A 17,047-nucleotide genomic window follows, 5' to 3' on the forward strand; every position below is an offset into this window, starting at 1 on the left:
TGCTCCTTGATGATTGATGGGGAACGGCTGCATGCGGCAGCCGGATCAATCAGCGGAGCCTGTCGGGACGCGGGGGAATGTCCGGGATGAAGGAATGGATGGGCGGTTCCGGCGAGGCCACCGGAGCGACCGAATCGGCTTGCTGGCGCGCATCGGCCAGATTGGCGACAAACGGCGCGTGGGAATGGTGGCAGAAGTCGCACTGCGTACAGCAGGCGCTGTCCGGACCCTGCGAATCGCCCACTGCCGTGGCTTGCTCGCCAATCTGGAGCACCTCGAATTTCAGGCAGCAGCTATCCGTTGCCGCCAGGGTGGCCTGGAGCGGCAGCACTAGCAACAGCAGGATAACGAGGAAGCGCCGGATATTCATGAAACCGGATTATAGCAATTAACGGTAGCGGCGCAGCAAGCGCTCTACCGTGCCGTCCGATAGCATGCCGCCGATAGCGCGCTGGACATCGCGAAAGGGAATGGCGGACTTCTGCGAGAACGCGCATTGCGCCTTGAACGGATCGAATTCGAAGTCGACGCGCAGCTTGTGCCGGGGCTCGGAGCGCATCAGGTATTCCGCCGTCATGCGTCCCATGATTGCGTATTGCATGCGTCCATGCTGGATTTTCGAGATATTCAGTTCCATCGACGGTGCGTCTTCTCGCACAAAGGCCCGGCCCAGCGCCGCGTCGATCATCGAATAGGAATAGCCAAGCACCGTGCCGACCGGCTTGTTTGCCAGGTCCGACAGGGAGCGGACGGCAGGCGCTTCGGGCCTGGAGAGCAGTACGCCCGCATCGGACATCAAGGGCTGGCTCCAGTTGAATGGTCCCGGCAGCCAGCGCGGGAGCACGTAGCACACGCCATCGGCGCGGCCGCTCGCCAGGTAATCGGCAACCCGCTTGGCCGGGACGCTGATATAGCTGGCACGCATGCCCATCCGAAGCGCAATGCTGTCGCCCAGGTCCTTGAGCAGGCCCTCGACCATCTGCCCGTTGTGGAAACGGGACAAGGGCATATTGTGGTTGGTCGCAGCGACAAAGACCATCTCCCCCTGGCCGGCAACTGCTGCGGGACTCAGGGCTGGCAACAGGCAGGCAAGCGCAAGACAAGAACGTAACATATTGACATGATATCAGACAGGCTTGACCCAGGTCATGGATCGTGCGCGTCAATCGGGCGCACACTTGTGCCAACATCAACACAGGAGGACATCATGTCTTACCGCACCATCGTAGTCCATGCCGACCGCGCGCCCAACACCGAGGCCCGCATCGCGCTGGCAGCTTCCATCGCCGTGCGCGAGGAGGCCCACCTGGTCGGCGCCGCGATGACGGGCATGCCGCGCTCCATGCTGGCCGGCCGCAATTACGAAGGCAGCGGCGTATTCCTGGCCGACTACCTGCGGCGCGCCGAGGAACGCGTGCAACTGGCGCTGGAACAATTCAAGAACTTCGCCGATCGCCTTGGCGTTCCTTCTTTCGAGGCGCGCAGCAGCAACGACGACGAGTATGCCGGCATGTGCATGCAGGCGCGCTACGCCGACCTGGTCGTGCTGGGACAGGCGGGCGCGACAGGAAGCAATGAAGGCAGCCTGCTGCCGGACCTGCCCGATTACGTGCTATTGAACTGCGGCCGTCCGGTGCTGCTGGTGCCGCGCACCGGCCGCTTCCCGACCATCGGCAAGCGCGTGATGGTGGCCTGGAACGGCAGCATGGAGGCGGCCAAGGCCGTCACCGCCGCCCTGCCACTGCTGCGCGGCGCCGAGCAGGTGACGCTGGCCGTGCTGGGCGACAGCGCGGATACCCTGGGCGAGTCGCCCGGCGCCGATATCGCCCTGTACCTGGCGCGGCACGGGGTGAATGTGGAAGTCCTGCGCCGACCGGAGGCGGCCGATCCCGGCAAGGCCATCCTGTCGCTGGCGGCCGATTTCAACGTCGACCTGCTGGTGATGGGCGCCTACGGCCATAGCCGCTTCCGCGAGATGATGCTGGGCGGCGCCACGCGCACCATACTGGCAACGGCAACGCTGCCAGTATTGATGGCCCATTGATCAGGCGGTCAGCACGCCACGGCGCATCTGGTCCAGTTCAATCGACTCGAACAGGGCCTTGAAGTTGCCTTCGCCGAAGCCTTGGTTGCCCTTGCGCTGGATGAACTCGAAGAACACGGGGCCCAGCTGGTTCTCGGAGAAGATCTGCAGCAGCAGGTCGCCCGGCTTGCCGTCGATCAGGATCTTGCGTTCGCGCAGGGACTGCAGCGGCTCGCCGTGGCCTGGAATGCGGCGGTCGACCAGCTCGTAGTAGGTGTCGATGGTGTCGAGCAGCTTCACGCCGGCGCCGCGCAGGCTGTCGACGGTCGCGTACAGGTTGTCGCTGCCCATGGCGATGTGCTGGATGCCTTCGCCGCGATAGGCATCAAGGTATTCCTGGATCTGGCCGGCGCGGTCGGTGCCCTCCTCGTTGATCGGGATGCGCAGCTTGCCGCATGGGCTGGTCATGGCCTTGGACTTGACGCCGGTAACCTGGCCTTCGATATCGAAATAGCGTACTTCGCGGAAGTTGAACAGGCGCTCGTAGAACTCGGCCCACTCGCCCATCCGGCCGCGGTGCACGTTATGGGTCAGGTGGTCGATGTAGGTCAGGCCATGGCCTTTCGGGTTCTGCTCGACGCCAGCAATCGGCTCGAAGTCGACATCGTAAATGCTGATATTGCCGTTGCCGGGCCAGCGGTCGACCAGGTAAATCAGCGAGTCGCCGATGCCTTTGATGGCCGGCAGGTTCAGCTCCATCGGACCGGCCTTGCTCTCGAAGCCCCATGCGCCAAGGCGCAGCGCGCGCTTGTATGCATAGGCGGCGTCCTTCACGCGGAAACCGATGGCGCATACCGAAGGGCCATGCAGTTCGGCGAATCGCTGCGCGAACGAGTCTTTTTCGGCATTCAGCAGGAAATTGACTTCGCCCTGGCGATACAGGGTGACATCCTTGCTGCGATGGCGCGCCACGGCGGTGAATCCCATGGCTTCGAAGGTCTTGCCCATTGCGACCGGGTCCGGCGCCGCGTATTCGATGAATTCGAAGCCGTCGGTGCCCATCGGATTGTCCCACAGTGAGTCGGTCATTTGCTGTCTCCGGAAAAGTGTGTAGATAACGGATATACTACGCACCGATTCTGGATTTTTTGCGCATTCTGCACATCTTTCACCACCCGATATGCGCATTACGCGCATAAAACAAGGAACCGATGATGATTACCGTCGACCGCCACGACCTGTCCCTGCTGAACGAGCTTCAACGCAACGGCGAAGCGACCAATGCCGCCCTGGCGGAAGTGCTGCATCTATCCGTGTCGCAGGTGGGACGGCGCGTGCAGCGCCTGCGCGAAGCGGGCATCATCGACCACTATGCGGCCGTGCTGGAACCGGGCACCGTGGGGCTGGACGTGATGGCTTTCGTCCATGTCACGCTGGACCGCCATGGCGAGAAGCGCGGCGACGCCTTCGAAAAGGCGATCCGCGACGTGCCGGAAGTGATGGAATGCTTCTCCGTGACCGGCGAAGCGGATTATGTGGCGCGCGTCGTATCGCACGACCTGGCCTCGTTCGCCGACCTGATGATGAAGGAAATCCTGCTGTTGCCCGGCGTAGTGAACGTCAAGTCGAACATCGCGCTGAAAAAGATCAAGCAGTCGACGGTCCTGCCGCTGGAGCATATCGTGCGGCCGAACCCGCGCAAGCAGCGCATCGAGTTCGCCCGCACATGATATTTAGTTCACAACTTCCAGCGCGGTCACAGTCATCGCGCCGTTCGCGCTTTCCACGGTAAAGCGCACCTTATCGCCTGCCTTTACCTTGTCCAGCATGGCGGCGTCCTTGGCGCGGAACACCATGGTCATCGCGCCCATGCCCAGGTTTTTCAGTTCGCCATGCTTGATGGTCAGCTTGCCGGATGCCTTGTCGACCTTCCTGATTTCGCCGTCCGTCGTATCGGCAGCAACGGTATGCTGCGCGTGGTCGGTTGCGGAATGTTGTGCCAGCGCCGGCCCGCCGGCCAGGCATGCCACCGCCAGGATTGCCGCTTGCAGGGTGGTGGTAAATACTTTCATTTGATTTCTCCTTTGATTTGATGCCGCCGAAGCAGCAAGTATGCCGCAGGTACTACAAATAAAGATAGCAGGGGCGCGGACAGCATTCCCCCCACCATCGGTGCAGCGATGCGCTGCATGATTTCGGAGCCGGTGCCGGAACCGATCATGATCGGCACCAGGCCGGCGACGATCACAGTCACCGTCATGGCTTTCGGCCGCACGCGCAGCACGGCGCCTTCGCGGATCGCGTCCAGCAGCTCGGCCTCGCTGCGCCGTCCCGCCGCTTCGCGCGCCGCCCAGGCGTGCTTCAGGTAGAGCAGCATGATGACGCCGAATTCCGCCGCCACCCCGGCTAATGCAATAAAGCCAACGCCGGTGGCCACCGACAGGTTGTGGCCGAGCGCCCACAGCAGCCATATTGCGCCGGCCAGGGCAAACGGCAGCGTCGCCATGATCAGCGCCGCCTCGTCGGCGCGGCGGAATGTCAGGTACAGCAGCACGAAGATAATCAGCAGCGTAGCCGGCACCACCACCTGCAGGCGCGCCGTTGCGCGCTCCAGGTATTCGAACTGGCCCGACCACGACAGCGCATAGCCGGCCGGCAGCTTGACGCCGGCGGCAACGGTTTGCTGCATTTCCTGCACGGCCGAGCGCAGGTCGCGGCCGTGGATGTCCACGTACACCCATCCGGACAGGCGCGCGTTTTCGCTACGCAGCATGGGCGGGCCATCGCTGATGCGCACGGTCGCCACGTCGGCCAGGCGCAACTGGGCGCCCCGTTCCGTCAGCAATGGCAAGGCGCGCAGGCTCTCCAGCGAATCGCGCAGCTCGCGCGGGTAGCGCACGCTGATCGGGAAGCGCTGCAAGCCTTCGACCGTTTCGCCCACATTGTCGCCGCCGACCGCACTGGCAATGATGCTTTGCACTTCGTCGATGTTCAGGCCATAACGCCCTGCCGTGGCGCGATCAATGGCGACGTCGATGTAACGGCCGCCGTTCAGGCGTTCCGCAAGGGCCGACGATACGCCAGCCACCGGGCGCACGACACGCTCGATCTCACCCGCAATGCGGTCGATTTCCTGCAGGCTGGCGCCGGAGACCTTGATGCCGACCGGGCTCTTGATGCCGGTCGCCAGCATGTCGATGCGGTTGCGGATCGGGGGTACCCAGATGTTGGCCAGGCCCGGCACCTTGACGACGCGGTCCAGCTCCGCCACCAGCTTGTCGGGCGTCATGCCGGGGCGCCACCGGTCGCGCGGCTTGAACTGGATGGTAGTCTCGAACATCTCCAGCGGCGCCGGATCGGTCGCGGATTCGGCCCGCCCTGCCTTGCCGAAGACGCTCTGCACTTCCGGCACGGTCTTGATCAAGCGGTCGGTCTGCTGCAGCAATTGCTGCACCTTGCCGGCACCGAGGCCAGGCAAGGCGGACGGCATGTACAGCAAATCGCCCTCGTCCAGCGGCGGCATGAATTCGCCGCCCATATGCGCCAGCGGCCAGAGCGACAGCACCGCTATGGCGGCCGCCACGGCCAGCGTGGCTTTGGGCCAGTGCAGTACGCGTTCGAGCAGGGGGCGGTACGCCGCGATCAGCCAGCGGTTGAGCGGGTTGGCATGTTCATCCGGAATGCGGCCGCGAATCAGGTAACCCATGAGGACCGGAACCAGCGTCACCGCCAGCCCCGCCGCTGCCGCCATCGCGTAAGTCTTGGTGAGGGCCAGCGGCGCAAACAGGCGCCCTTCCTGCGCTTCCAGCGTGAACACCGGGATGAAGGACAGCACGATGATCAGCAAAGAAAAGAACAGCGCCGGCCCCACTTCCGCCGCCGCCGTGCCGGTCACCTGCCAGTGCTCCTCGCCTTCCAGCGTGCGGCCGGGGTGGGCATGGCGCCAGGCTTCGATATGTTTGTGGGCATTTTCGATCATCACCACCGCCGCGTCGACCATGGCGCCGATGGCAATCGCAATCCCGCCCAGCGACATGATGTTGGCGTTGACGCCCTGGTAATGCATGACCAGGTAGGCCGCCAGTATGCCCAGCGGCAGCGAAACGATGGCCACCAACGCCGAGCGCAGGTGGAACAGGAATACAGCACATACCAGCGCCACGACAACGAATTCCTCCGCCAGCTTGCTTTCGAGGTTGGCGACCGCGCGGCGGATCAGGTTCGATCTGTCATAGACGGGCACGATTTCCACGCCCGGCGGCAGGCTGGCCTTGAGCGCTGCCAGGCGCGCCTTGACCGCATCGATTGTCTGCAGCGCGTTCTTTCCCGACCTCATGACGATCACGCCGCCCGCCACTTCGCCCTCGCCATTCAAATCGGCGATGCCGCGCCGCATTTCCGGCCCAAGCTGGATCGTCGCCACATCCCCCAGGCGCACCGCGACACCGGCCCCGCTGGCGGCCAACGGGATCTGCCGGAAGTCTTCCAGCGAGCGCAGGTAGCCGGAAGCGCGCACCATGTATTCCGCTTCCGCCATCTCCAGTACCGATCCGCCGGTTTCCTGGTTGGCGCGGCGGATTGCATCGATCGCCCTGCCGTGCGTGATATTGAAAGCGCGCAGCCGCGCCGGGTCGAGCACCACTTGGTACTGCCTGACCATGCCTCCCAGGCTGGCCACTTCCGCCACATTCGGCACCGCCTTCAGCTCGTACTTGAGGAACCAGTCCTGCAAGGCGCGCAACTGGGCAAGGTCATGCTTTCCGCCGCGGTCGACCAGCGCGTACTCGAATACCCAGCCAACGCCTGTCGCATCCGGCCCCAGAGAGGCGCGCGCCTGCGGCGGCAATCGGGACTGCACCTGGTTCAGGTATTCCAGCACGCGCGAGCGCGCCCAATACGGGTCGGTGCCGTCCTCGAACAAGACGTAGACAAAGGAGTCGCCGAAGAAGGAATAGCCGCGAACCGTGCGCGCCCCCGGAACCGACAGCATCTGCGTGGTGAGCGGATACGTCACCTGGTTCTCGACGATCTGCGGCGCCTGCCCGGGAAAGCTGGTGCGGATGATGACCTGCACGTCGGACAGGTCCGGAATCGCATCGAGCGGCGTGCGCTGCAGGGCCCAGGCACCCCAGCCGGCCAGCAGGATCGATGCCAGCAGCACGAGGAAGCGGTTGCGGATCGACCATAGAATCAGTTTCGCGATCATTTGCGCTCCCCGTGCTGGTGCTCCGGTACCGGCCCTGCCGCCGTCATCGACGTCACCTGAAAGCCGCCATCGGCCAGTTGCACGAACTCGAACGACACGCGGTCGCCCGCCGCAACGCGCAGCGGCAAGCCGCCGTGCGGCAGCTTGAATGCCATCGTCATTGCCGGCCATTTGAGCGATGCAACAGGTCCATGCGACAAGGTGATTTCGTCCTTGTCCAGCGATTCCACGGTCGCTTCGGCGCGATGCGCCGGCGGCGCCGGGCCGGTCATCCTTTGCCCGCTGCCTTTCAGGCTCGCTTCCGAATCGACCAGGAACTGGCCGGAGACCGCCACTTTCTGGCCGGCCTGCAAGCCTGAACGTATCTCAAGCTGCCCGCCAGCCTCGGCTCCCAGCTCGACCTGCACGGGGGCGAACTTGCCTGCTCCTTCCTCGACCATGACGACGTTGCGCGTGCCAGTGCGGATCACCGCTTCCGACGGCACCAGCAGTGCGGCCTGCCGCTGGCGCGGCGCGAACGATAGCGTGACGAACATGCCCGGCGCCAGGCGGGCGCCCGGATTGGACAGCTCGATGCGGGCGCGGATAGTGCGCGTCGCCGCATCCACCTGCGGCAGGATCGCAGCCACCTTGCCCCGCAGCTGTGCGTCCGGCAGGGCCGCTGTGTGCGCCGTGACCTCGGTCCCGGCCGGCACCTGGGCCGCCACATTCTCTGGCAGTTCCGCGTTGACCCAGACCGTATCCAGGCCGTTGATGCGGTACAGCGGGGCGCCGGCGGCAACGGCCATGCCTTCGCGCGCCGCCAATTCCGTCACCACGCCGGCGCGCGGCGCCACCAGTACCTGGCGTGCCGGCACCCTTCCACCCGCCTCCACTTGCCGCACCTGCTGCTCGCTCATGCCCGCCAGGCGCATGCGCTGGCGCGCCGCATCCAGCAAGCCATGCGCCGCGCCGGACTGCATGCGGCGCACGGCCAGGAGTTCCTCTTGCGCCGCCACCCAGTCCGGCATGGTGACCTCCGCCAGCGGCTGGCCGCGCCGCACCGGCTCCAGCGGCGCGCGCACCAGAACGCGCTCCACGAAGCCGTTCGCGCGAGAGTGCACCACGGCCACTTCGCGCTCGTCGAACGCCACGTTGCCGACGGCCGATACCGAAAGCGGCAGCGGAGCGCTAACCACTGGCGCGGTACGCACGCCAAGGTTCTGCTGTACGCGCGGGCTGATGCTCACCGTGCCGGCATCATTACCCTCGTCGGCATAGACCGGCACCAGCGCCATGTCCATATACGGCGACTTGCCGGGCTTGTCGAATCTTTGCCCCGGCACCATCGGATCGTGCCAGTACAAGGGTTTGCGCTCTTCCGCCGCAGTCGCCTGCACCGGCGCCGCAGCTGCCTGGCGCTTGCCCAACTGGTAACCGCCAATTCCCGCCACGGCTCCCAGCGTGCCGGCTGCCAAGACGGCGACGAACATCAGGTTCTTCTTCATGGGTGCCCTTTCGCCGGCAGGATATAAGTCAATTGCGCCCAGACGCGCGCGTTGTCCCGTTCCAGCTGCATCGCCTGAAGGCGCTGCTCGCTCTCCGACCGGCGTGCCGCCAGCACCTCCGCAAGACTGGCCTTGCCGCCACGGTAGGCCGCAAGCACCGCCTCCAGGCGCGCGCCGGCCAACGGCAGGATCTCCTTCTCGAAACGGTCAATGCGCTCGCGGCCGGCCTTCCATTCGGCCAGCTGGCCGCGCACTTCGGCCACGTGCGCGCGCAAGGCTTCGTCACGCTCCGCCTGCGCCTGTCCCGCCATTGCCAGCCGCGCCGACAGCTCGCGCTCCTGGCGGCGGCCACGGTCCCATTGCAGGGGTACGGACACGCCAACCGACACCATGCCCGGATAGCCCGGGCCACGCTGTTGCAAAGCCACTTCCACGCTCCAGTCGGCAGTACGGTTGGCCCGCGCCAGTCCTGCTTCCGCCTGCGCCAGCTCGGCCTGGCGCGCCAGCACTGCCACCTGCGGGTGGTGTTCGAGCGTTGCTTCCAGCGCTGCCGGTGCGATGGCGATGCTGCTGGTGTCCGCGCCGCCATCGAGCGCCACATCGGCGGCCTCGCCGGTCCAGCGAGCCAGCATGATCGCGGCATTGCGCGCCTGCAGGTCCAGCTCCGTTGCGCGGTCCTCCAGCGCCAGCAAGGTTGCGCGCGCATCGAGCAAGCCGGCCTGGCTGGAACGCCCGCCACGGTAGGCCGCCTCCGCCGCCGTGATCTCGTCGCGCGACAGGGCGACCTGGCGCGCCAGCTCTGCCCCCATGCGCTCGAGATGATAGCGGTCAAGCCAGGCAATGGCGGTGTCGCGCTGGATGTTCGCGGCCAGCGCCTGGGCAAGGGCATGGCTGCGCGCCGCTTCGCTCTCGAAACGGGCGGCACGCCAGCGGCGCTTGTCGCTGCCGGTCAGCTCCTGCATCACGCCGATACGCCGCATGGTCATCGAATCGGCGCCGATGCGGTAACGATCGGCGCCGCTCACGGGAAGGTTGTCGACGCCGGCTTTCAGCACCGGGTCGGGCAGTTGGGCCGCCGCGACGGCCATGTCGCGCGCGGCATCGGCGGCATGGCCTTGCGCCGCCAGCTGGCGCGAGCGTTCAACGGCGCGCTGCTGCGCCTGCGCCAGCGTCAGCGCCGCGGCCTCGGTGGCGAAAGCGAAGGCGCAGCCGAACGCCAGGCAGCGCCGGATAAATGGGGAAAACATGAAACCTCCAGAATGCAAAGGGAACCATGCGCAAGCCGGACAGGCATGCGCGAAACGGCATCATGCAAACTGGAAGGTCAATGACGGAAGCAGCAATGCTCTATGGAGTGCGGCGGCGACAGGCTGCGCGCCAAGCCTGGCTGGACAGCTGTCTCCTCGCTGGAATCGGGCGCCCACGCATCGGCGATGACTACGCCTGCCAGGTCGGCCGCGACGAATGGCAGCACAGGAGGCAGGTCGGGTTTGTCGAGCGACTGCTTGGCGGCCAGGTTGGCCGCCTTTGCCTTGCACAGGCTGGGCTGGGCCGGGTCCATGCCGGCGCACTGGGCGCCGGCGGCAACCGGATTTCCGGCGGAAGGACAGGCATACGACGCTACCGCAAGCTGCATGAACAGCATGCTGAACAGCGCCACCACAGCGGCCACGATCCTGGAAGTCCGGCGGAGTTTCATGGGGGCGATGATAGTCCGTTTCGGTCAGTTCCGCAATGAGGCCGGCGCTGCCATTAATTTACGCAGTACGTTTTTCCCACGTTAAATCATGACCTTAGCGCACCGCCCCCGGCCTTGTTAACAGACTTTTCCACAGAAACCGTTAACAAGTGGAGGACTTGTGTTAGCTTGACGAACCTATAACACGAGACCAGCCAGATGCCATGACTTCAAAAAGTTCGGTTGTTTGCCTTGCGCTCCTGCTCACACTTTCCACCGCCCGCGCGGCGCCCCAATATGCCAGCGGCGAACGCCTGCAGGTGCGCTGGGAGCAGCAGGATGCCGGCCAGGCCGGCCGGCTCGGAATCGCAAATCTCGACCGCAATCCCCTGCCGCCGCAAGGCTGGTCGATCTACTTCAACTGCGTCGAATGCACCGATCCGGGACCGCTGGCCGGCAAGCTGACAATCGATGGGCTGGGAGGCACCTTGTACCGCCTGCGCCCGGCACCCGGCTTTGCCGGCCTGGCGCCGGGCCAGTCGCTGGACGCCGTCTATCGCGCCCACTCGCCCGACGCCAAGGCGTACCGCGCACCTTCCGGCCTGTACCTCGTGTATGAAGAAGCGCCGGAAGCGGCCCAGGCCATCACCGACTACCAGCTGCTGCCATTGCCGCGCCCGGACCAGCTTGACAAAGGCCAGGCAATAACCGCCCAGGAACTTTACCGCCGCAACGCGGACACCGCCCTGCTGCCCGCCGACGCGCTGCCGCCCATCTTCCCTACGCCGCTGGCACTGCAAAAGCGCGATGGCGTGCTGCACATGCAATCGGCGCCTGCCATCGTTGCCGGTGCAGGGCTGGAAAACGAGGCCGCTCTTGCCGCCGGCCTGCTCAGGCAATACTGGCCGGCCGCCGCAACGACGCCTTCCGGCAGCGCCACGCTGCGCCTCGCGATCGCCCCGATTGCCGGCCAGGCGTCGCCGGAGGCTTACACACTGGCCGTGGACGCGGCCGGCGTTGCCATCACCGGCAACAGCGCCGCCGGCGTCGCACATGGCCTGCAATCGCTGCGCGACCTGCTGCCGCTTCCCGCCACCGGCGACAGGATAGCGCTGCAACTGCCCATGCTTGCCGTCACCGATGCGCCACGCTTCGCCTATCGCGGCCTGATGCTCGATGTCAGCCGCAACTTCCAGCCCAAACAAACCATCTTCCGCCTGCTCGACCTGATGGCGCGCTTCAAGCTGAACGCCTTCCATTTCCACCTGACCGACGACGAAGGCTGGCGCCTGGAGATCCCCGGCCTGCCGGAATTGACCAGCATTGGTGCAGTGCGCGGCCACAGCGCCAGGCCAGGCGTGCGCCTGCAGCCGGCTTATGGCTCCGGCCCGGGCGCCGCCGATCCGCACGGCAGCGGCTACTACTCGCGCGCCGACTATCTCGACATCCTGCGCTATGCGGCGGCCCGCCATATCGAGGTCATCCCGGAAATCGAAATGCCCGGCCACGCGCGGGCCGCGGTGCAGGCGATGCAGGCACGCTACCTGCGCATGAAGGCCGCCGGCCAGGCCGGCGCCGGCAAATACCTGCTGCACGACCCGGCCGACCAGTCGCAATACAAATCCGCGCAGAACTACAATGATAACGTGATGAACCCGGGCCGCGAGTCCACCTTCACCTTCATCGGGCATGTTGTGAAAGAAGTCGCTGCCCTGCACCGCGAGGCCGGCGTCCCGCTGCGCACGCTGCACGTGGGCGGCGACGAACTGCCTGCCGGCGCCTGGGAAAAGTCGCCGCTCAGCCGAGCCCTGATGGCACGCAGGAAGCTGCAAGGCAAGGCCGGGCTGTGGGACTACTTCTACGACCGCGTCGACGCCATCCTGCGCGGGAACGGCCTGGCCACCTCCGGCTGGGAGGAACTTGGCACGCGCAAGCACACGCCCAATCCCCATTTCGCACAGCGCAATTTCACGCTCTATGTATGGAATAACGTCGGCGATGCCGCGGACCTGGGCTACCGCCTCGCCAACGCGGGCTACGACGTGGTGCTGGCGCCGGCCACCAGGCAGTACCTGGACATGAGCCACAACAAGAATCCTGACGAACCAGGCGTCAACTGGGCCGCCTATATCGAGCTCGATGACGTCTACAACTTCATCCCGCTGGACAAGAGCCTGACCGAGTCCGGCAAGCGCCGCATACGCGGCCTGGAAGCGGCACTCTGGACCGAGACCATACGCGAACCCGGGCTGATCGACTACCTGCTCATGCCGCGCCTGCTGGCCATGGCGGAACGCGCCTGGGCCGCGCCGGTTCATAGCGGCGCCTGGCCGGCCTTCGCCAACGTCCTCGGCCAGCGCGTGCTGCCGCGCCTGGACCTGGAGCCATCGCCACTGGGCCCGGTCAACTACCGCATCGCGCCACCCGGCCTGGCGCTGGACGGCGGCAAGGTCCACGCCAACCATGCCCTGCCCGGCTTCAACCTGCGCTATACCAGCGACGGCAGCGAGCCAACGGCCGCCAGCCCGCAGGTGCAGGGCCCGATCACCGAGCGTGGCACCATCCAGGTCGCTGCATTCGACCGCAATGGCAGGCGCGGTGGCATTTCGCGCATCGACAACCGCTAAAGAAACACTACGATCTCCCGAAATGGCGTATCCTCGCCGTCGCATTATTGCCTTTAACGCAACATTTTGAAACTATTCATTTCGGGAGACTACATGAAGAAGATATTGGGCGGACTTGCCCTGGCAATCTGCGCAACGCACATCCCGGCCGGCGCCGGTACGATCTACCTGACGCGCCACGCTGAGAAAGCCGCTACCGGCACCGATCCGGCACTGACTGCCGAAGGACAGGTACGCGCCACCAACATCGCGGCGACGCTGAAAGACGCGCAGGTCAGGCACATCTATTCCACTGCCTACCAGCGCACGCGGCAGACCGCACAGCCCCTGGCCAGCTACCTGAACCTGCCGGTCACCACCTACGACCCGGGCCAGCTCGCCACGTTCGCGCAGCAACTGCGCGCGCTGCCCGACAATGCCCTGGTGGTCGGTCATTCGGACACCACACCCGACTTGATCCGGCAACTGGGCGGCGATCCGGGCAGCGCCATCGCCGAAACGGAATTCGATCGCCTGTACCAGCTAACGTTTGCCGCCGACGGCACCGTCACCACCAACCTGCTGCATTCGATGCCAAGCACCCTGGTCCTGCCGTGCGCGGGCGCCACGCTGAACCAGTCCAGCCTGACCGCCATCTCCGGCAGCTGGCTGTACTTCACCGTCAACGTACCCGAATGCGCCAATACCCTGAACGTGAACATGAGTGGCGGCAGCGGCGACGGCGACCTGTACGTCCGTTTCGGCCAACAGCCTACTGCCAACGATTACGCCTGCCGTCCCTACAAGAACGGTAACACCGAATCCTGTGCGCTGAGCAACCCGCAGGCAGGAACCTGGCACATAGGCATCCGCTCCTACACCACCTTCAGCGGCGTTTCTCTGAGCGCCGCCGCGGTACAGTAAGCGCCCGGTCAGGCGCGCTGTAAGGCCTGTTCGCGGATCTCGGCCAGGTGCTTGCGCAGCACATTCAGGTCCACCGGCTTGACCAGGTAATGCTGCATGCCGGCTTCGGACGCCTGGCGGCGCGCCTCGTCATGCCCCCAACCTGTCATGGCGATGAAAACGGTGTCCTCCCTGCCCTCGCGCTCGCGGATGCGGCGCGCCGCTTCGTAGCCCTGCATATCGGGCAGCCCAATATCCATGAGGATGACTTGGGGGCGGTAGCGGCCGGCCACGTCGATCGCCCCCTGGCCATCGTGGGCCATGGCAACCGTGTAACCTTCCATTTCCAGCATCACCCGCAGCATGTCCGCGCCATCTTCGTTATCGTCCACGATCAAGATGCGCAGCGCGTCGTCGGCCAGGCCTTTGGGCGTCCCCTGGATATGCCTTTCCTTGCTGCGCCGCTCCGGCACAACGATCGGCATGCGCAGGACGAATTCACAGCCCTTGCCGGAGCCTTCGCTGGCAACGGTCACGCTTCCGCCGTGCATGCGCGTGAAACGCTGGGTCAGGCTAAGCCCGATTCCCAGGCCGCCCAAAGTATGCACGCGTCCGGCCTGCCCTTGCACGAACAGGTCGAAGATGCGGGAACGGGCTTCCGGCTCAAGCCCGGCGCCATGGTCGCGCACTGTAAATACGATGTCTTCGCCATCCACTTCCGCATGCAGGTGAATGGTCGAGCGCGGCGGCGAAAACTTGGCCGCGTTGCTCAGCACATTGGCCAGGCTCTGGACCAGCCGCGCACGGTCCCCGAACAGCAGCACGCTGGCTGCGGGCTGGCGCAGGTCCAGCGCATGGCCGCCGGCGTCCATCTGCTGGCGGCAGATTTCCACGGCATGCTGCAACACCGTCGCCAGGCTGACGCGTTCGCACTGCAGCGCAACCTTGTCGTTGGTGATGCGCGCCACATCGAGCAAGTCGTCCACCAGGCGCGTCAGGTGGCGCACCTGGCGTTCAACCACCTGGCTGATGCTGCGCACCTTTGGATCGGCGCTCGGGATGGTATTCAGCACGTCCATTGCGGTGCGGATCGGCGCCAGCGGATTGCGCAGCTCATGGCCAAGAATGGCCAGGAACTCGTCCTTGCGGCGGTCGACTTCGCGCATCTCGTACTGGCGCCGGCGCGCGCGTCCTGCCGACAGCGCTGCGCTCACCAGGGTGGCGCGGCGCACCGGCCGCTCAAGCAGGGTCACGTTGCCGACCCGTTCGAAGATCCTCTGGATGCCGGGCGAATCCAGCCCTTCCTTGCTCAAGACCAGCACCGGCAGGTCCGACCAGGCAGGTTGTGAGGCCAGGAAGCCGGTCAGCTCGCGCAGGAAGTCGTCATTGAAGGCTTCTTCCACCACGAACAGGGCTGCCGCGCCCTGCTGCAGTTCCTGCACCACTTCGCCCAGCTCATGGCAGATATGGCAACGCAGGCGCGCTTGTCCCAGCACCTGGTCGATCAGCCGCGCGTCCTTGCCGACCGGTGCAAAGATGACAATGCGCTGTTCCAAGTCATTCATGCTCCGCTTCGTCCTTGCCTTTGACCAGTTTCACAGGTACCCCTGTCAGGATGCCGCGGAAGTCCTTCAGCACCGGCCCCACCTCGATCCCTTTGTCCGTAATGGCGAAGGAGCGCAATGTCGTTTCGTGCCGGCTGCCGCGCTTCTTGAATACCGACAGGGCCTTGTGCACTGCGCCGCCGGCCTCGTAATAACGCAGCAGCAGCATATTGTCGGCCAGGTAGCTGACGTCCACATTGCTGCCCATCGGGCCGATCACGCCCTGTTGCACCCCGACCAGCAGGGTTGCCACCCCGCGTTGTCCCAGGTAAGTCAGCACCTCGCGCAAATGGGTGGTAAGGAAGCGCGCTTCCGGCATCGCATTCATATAGCCGTTCAAGCTGTCGATCACCACTACCTTGGCGCCTTCGTCCGCCGCCTTGCACACCAGGTGCGCGAACTGGCCGGGTGACAGTTCGGCCGGGTCGATCTGGTTTACCCGCAGCAGGCCCGCTTCCAGCGGTGTGCGCAAATCCATGCCGATGCCGTCCGCACGGTTCAGCAAGGTATTGAAGGACTCTTCAAATACGAACATGGCCGCCTTGTGCTGGCGCTGCGTAACGGATTTGACGAACTGGGCCGCAAGACTCGACTTGCCGGTGCCGGGCGGTCCGGAGACCAGTGTGCTGGAGCCTTCTTCCAGACCGCCGCCCAGCAAGGCGTCCAGGGCAGACAAGCCGCTTGGCACTTGCTGCCGCCGCACCATCTCACGCGATTCGGACGCCACGATGCGCGGATAGGCAACCACCCCGCCGGAAACGATCACATAGTCGTGCGGCCCACGGCGGTAGTCGATGCCGCGGTATTTCACAACGCGTAAAACGCGGCGTTCGGCGCCGTAACCCGATTCGATCTGTTGCAGCGAGATCACGGCATGCGCAATGCTGCGCACCTGCTGGTCGCCGCCCACGGCCGTCTTGTCGTCCAGGAACAGCGCGGTGCAGGCGCGCCGGGCGAAATACTGCTTGAGCGCCAGCACATGCCGCCGGTAGCGTAAAGGACTGCCGGCCAGCAGTTGCAGTTCCGACAGCGAGTCGAGCACCACGCGCCTCGGATTGAGGCGGTCGATCTGCGCCAGGATCAGACGGTTGGTTTCGCCCAGTTCCACTTCGGAAGGATGGAACACCGTGTACTGCTCATCCGGGTCAAGCACGCTTTCGGCCGGGATGATTTCGTGCACGGTGATGCCGTCCATCGAAAAGCCATGCGACTGCGCGACCGCCCGTAACTCGACTTCGTTTTCCGCCAGGGTAATGTAGAGCACTGGCTCGCCTTGCCGGGCCCCTTCCGCCAGGAACTGCAGGGCCATCGTGGTCTTGCCCGTGCCAGGCTCACCTTCCAGCAGATAAAGCCGGTCCTTGGTCAGGCCGCCCGCCAGGATCGCATCGAGGCCGGCAATGCCGGTTGAAATAAAGGCATCAGTCTGCTTGTTCTGCGGCTGGAGCATGTCAGTCCTGCACGAAGATTGTCGATAAGACACTATAGCAGTTGTTGCAGAACGGCTTGTTTCGATTGTTCTTTACTTGCACCTGAGAAATTT

General features: G+C 65.0%; 14 protein-coding genes. 4 read left to right on the top strand and 10 right to left on the bottom strand.

The genetic code is table 11. The annotated features are described in order from the left end of the window. Nucleotides 1–49: 49 nt before the first annotated feature. On the bottom strand, nt 50–370 hold the full coding sequence (locus tag ACWBU6_RS19540; protein WP_452645056.1) for a hypothetical protein: 321 nt from the start codon (nt 368–370) through the stop codon (nt 50–52). A gap of 18 nt (nt 371–388) precedes the next feature. Then, a complete protein-coding gene (locus tag ACWBU6_RS19545) occupies nt 389–1,114 on the bottom strand; it encodes a substrate-binding periplasmic protein (RefSeq protein WP_452645057.1) in 726 nt (241 codons plus the stop codon). Between the two features lie 93 nt (nt 1,115–1,207). On the opposite strand from ACWBU6_RS19545, the gene ACWBU6_RS19550 reads away from it, so the two are divergent. Next, entirely contained in the window at nt 1,208–2,044 is an 837-nt protein-coding gene (locus ACWBU6_RS19550) for a universal stress protein (protein ID WP_452645058.1), read from the top strand. On the opposite strand, the gene hppD is transcribed toward ACWBU6_RS19550, so the two are convergent. Continuing rightward, nucleotides 2,045–3,112, bottom strand: a complete 1,068-nt coding sequence (hppD, locus tag ACWBU6_RS19555; protein WP_452645059.1) for a 4-hydroxyphenylpyruvate dioxygenase — start codon at nt 3,110–3,112, stop codon at nt 2,045–2,047. It lies immediately after the preceding gene. A 122-nt stretch (nt 3,113–3,234) separates the two neighbouring features. On the opposite strand from hppD, the gene ACWBU6_RS19560 reads away from it, so the two are divergent. Further along, complete coding sequence (locus tag ACWBU6_RS19560; protein WP_452645060.1) at nt 3,235–3,753, top strand: Lrp/AsnC family transcriptional regulator; 519 nt, start codon at nt 3,235–3,237, stop codon at nt 3,751–3,753. A gap of 3 nt (nt 3,754–3,756) precedes the next feature. On the opposite strand, the gene ACWBU6_RS19565 is transcribed toward ACWBU6_RS19560, so the two are convergent. The 5 genes from ACWBU6_RS19565 to ACWBU6_RS19585 form a co-directional block, all read right to left on the bottom strand. Further along, the gene (locus ACWBU6_RS19565) at nt 3,757–4,095 is read right to left on the bottom strand and encodes a copper-binding protein (protein WP_452645061.1); all 339 of its coding nucleotides are present in this window, start codon (nt 4,093–4,095) and stop codon (nt 3,757–3,759) included. Further along, nucleotides 4,092–7,229: an efflux RND transporter permease subunit gene (locus tag ACWBU6_RS19570; RefSeq protein ID WP_452645062.1), complete on the bottom strand. Its 3,138-nt coding sequence runs from the start codon at nt 7,227–7,229 to the stop codon at nt 4,092–4,094. Before ACWBU6_RS19570 ends, ACWBU6_RS19565 begins: the two co-directional genes overlap by 4 nt. Then, nucleotides 7,226–8,716: an efflux RND transporter periplasmic adaptor subunit gene (locus ACWBU6_RS19575; protein ID WP_452645063.1), complete on the bottom strand. Its 1,491-nt coding sequence runs from the start codon at nt 8,714–8,716 to the stop codon at nt 7,226–7,228. The genes ACWBU6_RS19570 and ACWBU6_RS19575 overlap by 4 nt, the downstream gene beginning before the upstream one ends. Further along, nucleotides 8,713–9,963 carry a TolC family protein gene (locus tag ACWBU6_RS19580; protein WP_452645064.1) on the bottom strand — a complete coding sequence of 417 codons (1,251 nt, stop codon included), beginning with the start codon at nt 9,961–9,963 and terminating at the stop codon, nt 8,713–8,715. Before ACWBU6_RS19580 ends, ACWBU6_RS19575 begins: the two co-directional genes overlap by 4 nt. 77 nt (nt 9,964–10,040) lie before the next feature. After that, nucleotides 10,041–10,415 (bottom strand): hypothetical protein, encoded by a 375-nt coding sequence (locus ACWBU6_RS19585; RefSeq protein WP_452645065.1) that lies wholly within the window; start codon nt 10,413–10,415, stop codon nt 10,041–10,043. A gap of 203 nt (nt 10,416–10,618) precedes the next feature. Here ACWBU6_RS19585 and ACWBU6_RS19590 point away from each other — a divergent pair, with 203 nt between their 5' ends. Then, a complete protein-coding gene (locus tag ACWBU6_RS19590) occupies nt 10,619–13,021 on the top strand; it encodes a family 20 glycosylhydrolase (RefSeq protein ID WP_452645066.1) in 2,403 nt (800 codons plus the stop codon). Nucleotides 13,022–13,114: 93 nt separating this feature from the next. Next, on the top strand, nt 13,115–13,924 hold the full coding sequence (locus ACWBU6_RS19595; protein ID WP_452645067.1) for a pre-peptidase C-terminal domain-containing protein: 810 nt from the start codon (nt 13,115–13,117) through the stop codon (nt 13,922–13,924). Between the two features lie 8 nt (nt 13,925–13,932). On the opposite strand, the gene ACWBU6_RS19600 is transcribed toward ACWBU6_RS19595, so the two are convergent. Both ACWBU6_RS19600 and ACWBU6_RS19605 read right to left on the bottom strand, forming a co-directional pair. Continuing rightward, the gene (locus ACWBU6_RS19600; protein WP_452645068.1) at nt 13,933–15,468 is read right to left on the bottom strand and encodes a hybrid sensor histidine kinase/response regulator; all 1,536 of its coding nucleotides are present in this window, start codon (nt 15,466–15,468) and stop codon (nt 13,933–13,935) included. After that, nucleotides 15,461–16,954: an ATPase domain-containing protein gene (locus tag ACWBU6_RS19605; RefSeq protein WP_452645069.1), complete on the bottom strand. Its 1,494-nt coding sequence runs from the start codon at nt 16,952–16,954 to the stop codon at nt 15,461–15,463. Before ACWBU6_RS19605 ends, ACWBU6_RS19600 begins: the two co-directional genes overlap by 8 nt. Between the last annotated feature and the right edge of the window lie 93 nt (nt 16,955–17,047).

It is taken from the genome of Pseudoduganella sp. HUAS MS19, assembly GCF_053615455.1.

Bases quoted from the DNA above. Each gene is read 5' to 3' on its own strand.
- ACWBU6_RS19540 (WP_452645056.1), bottom strand. From the start codon at position 370: ATGAATATCCGGCGCTTCCTCGTTATCCTGCTGTTGCTAGTGCTGCCG.
- ACWBU6_RS19545 (WP_452645057.1), bottom strand. From the start codon at position 1,114: ATGTTACGTTCTTGTCTTGCGCTTGCCTGCCTGTTGCCAGCCCTGAGT.
- ACWBU6_RS19550 (WP_452645058.1), top strand. From the start codon at position 1,208: ATGTCTTACCGCACCATCGTAGTCCATGCCGACCGCGCGCCCAACACC.
- hppD (WP_452645059.1), bottom strand. From the start codon at position 3,112: ATGACCGACTCACTGTGGGACAATCCGATGGGCACCGACGGCTTCGAA.
- ACWBU6_RS19560 (WP_452645060.1), top strand. From the start codon at position 3,235: ATGATGATTACCGTCGACCGCCACGACCTGTCCCTGCTGAACGAGCTT.
- ACWBU6_RS19565 (WP_452645061.1), bottom strand. From the start codon at position 4,095: ATGAAAGTATTTACCACCACCCTGCAAGCGGCAATCCTGGCGGTGGCA.
- ACWBU6_RS19570 (WP_452645062.1), bottom strand. From the start codon at position 7,229: ATGATCGCGAAACTGATTCTATGGTCGATCCGCAACCGCTTCCTCGTG.
- ACWBU6_RS19575 (WP_452645063.1), bottom strand. From the start codon at position 8,716: ATGAAGAAGAACCTGATGTTCGTCGCCGTCTTGGCAGCCGGCACGCTG.
- ACWBU6_RS19580 (WP_452645064.1), bottom strand. From the start codon at position 9,963: ATGTTTTCCCCATTTATCCGGCGCTGCCTGGCGTTCGGCTGCGCCTTC.
- ACWBU6_RS19585 (WP_452645065.1), bottom strand. From the start codon at position 10,415: ATGAAACTCCGCCGGACTTCCAGGATCGTGGCCGCTGTGGTGGCGCTG.
- ACWBU6_RS19590 (WP_452645066.1), top strand. From the start codon at position 10,619: ATGACTTCAAAAAGTTCGGTTGTTTGCCTTGCGCTCCTGCTCACACTT.
- ACWBU6_RS19595 (WP_452645067.1), top strand. From the start codon at position 13,115: ATGAAGAAGATATTGGGCGGACTTGCCCTGGCAATCTGCGCAACGCAC.
- ACWBU6_RS19600 (WP_452645068.1), bottom strand. From the start codon at position 15,468: ATGAATGACTTGGAACAGCGCATTGTCATCTTTGCACCGGTCGGCAAG.
- ACWBU6_RS19605 (WP_452645069.1), bottom strand. From the start codon at position 16,954: ATGCTCCAGCCGCAGAACAAGCAGACTGATGCCTTTATTTCAACCGGC.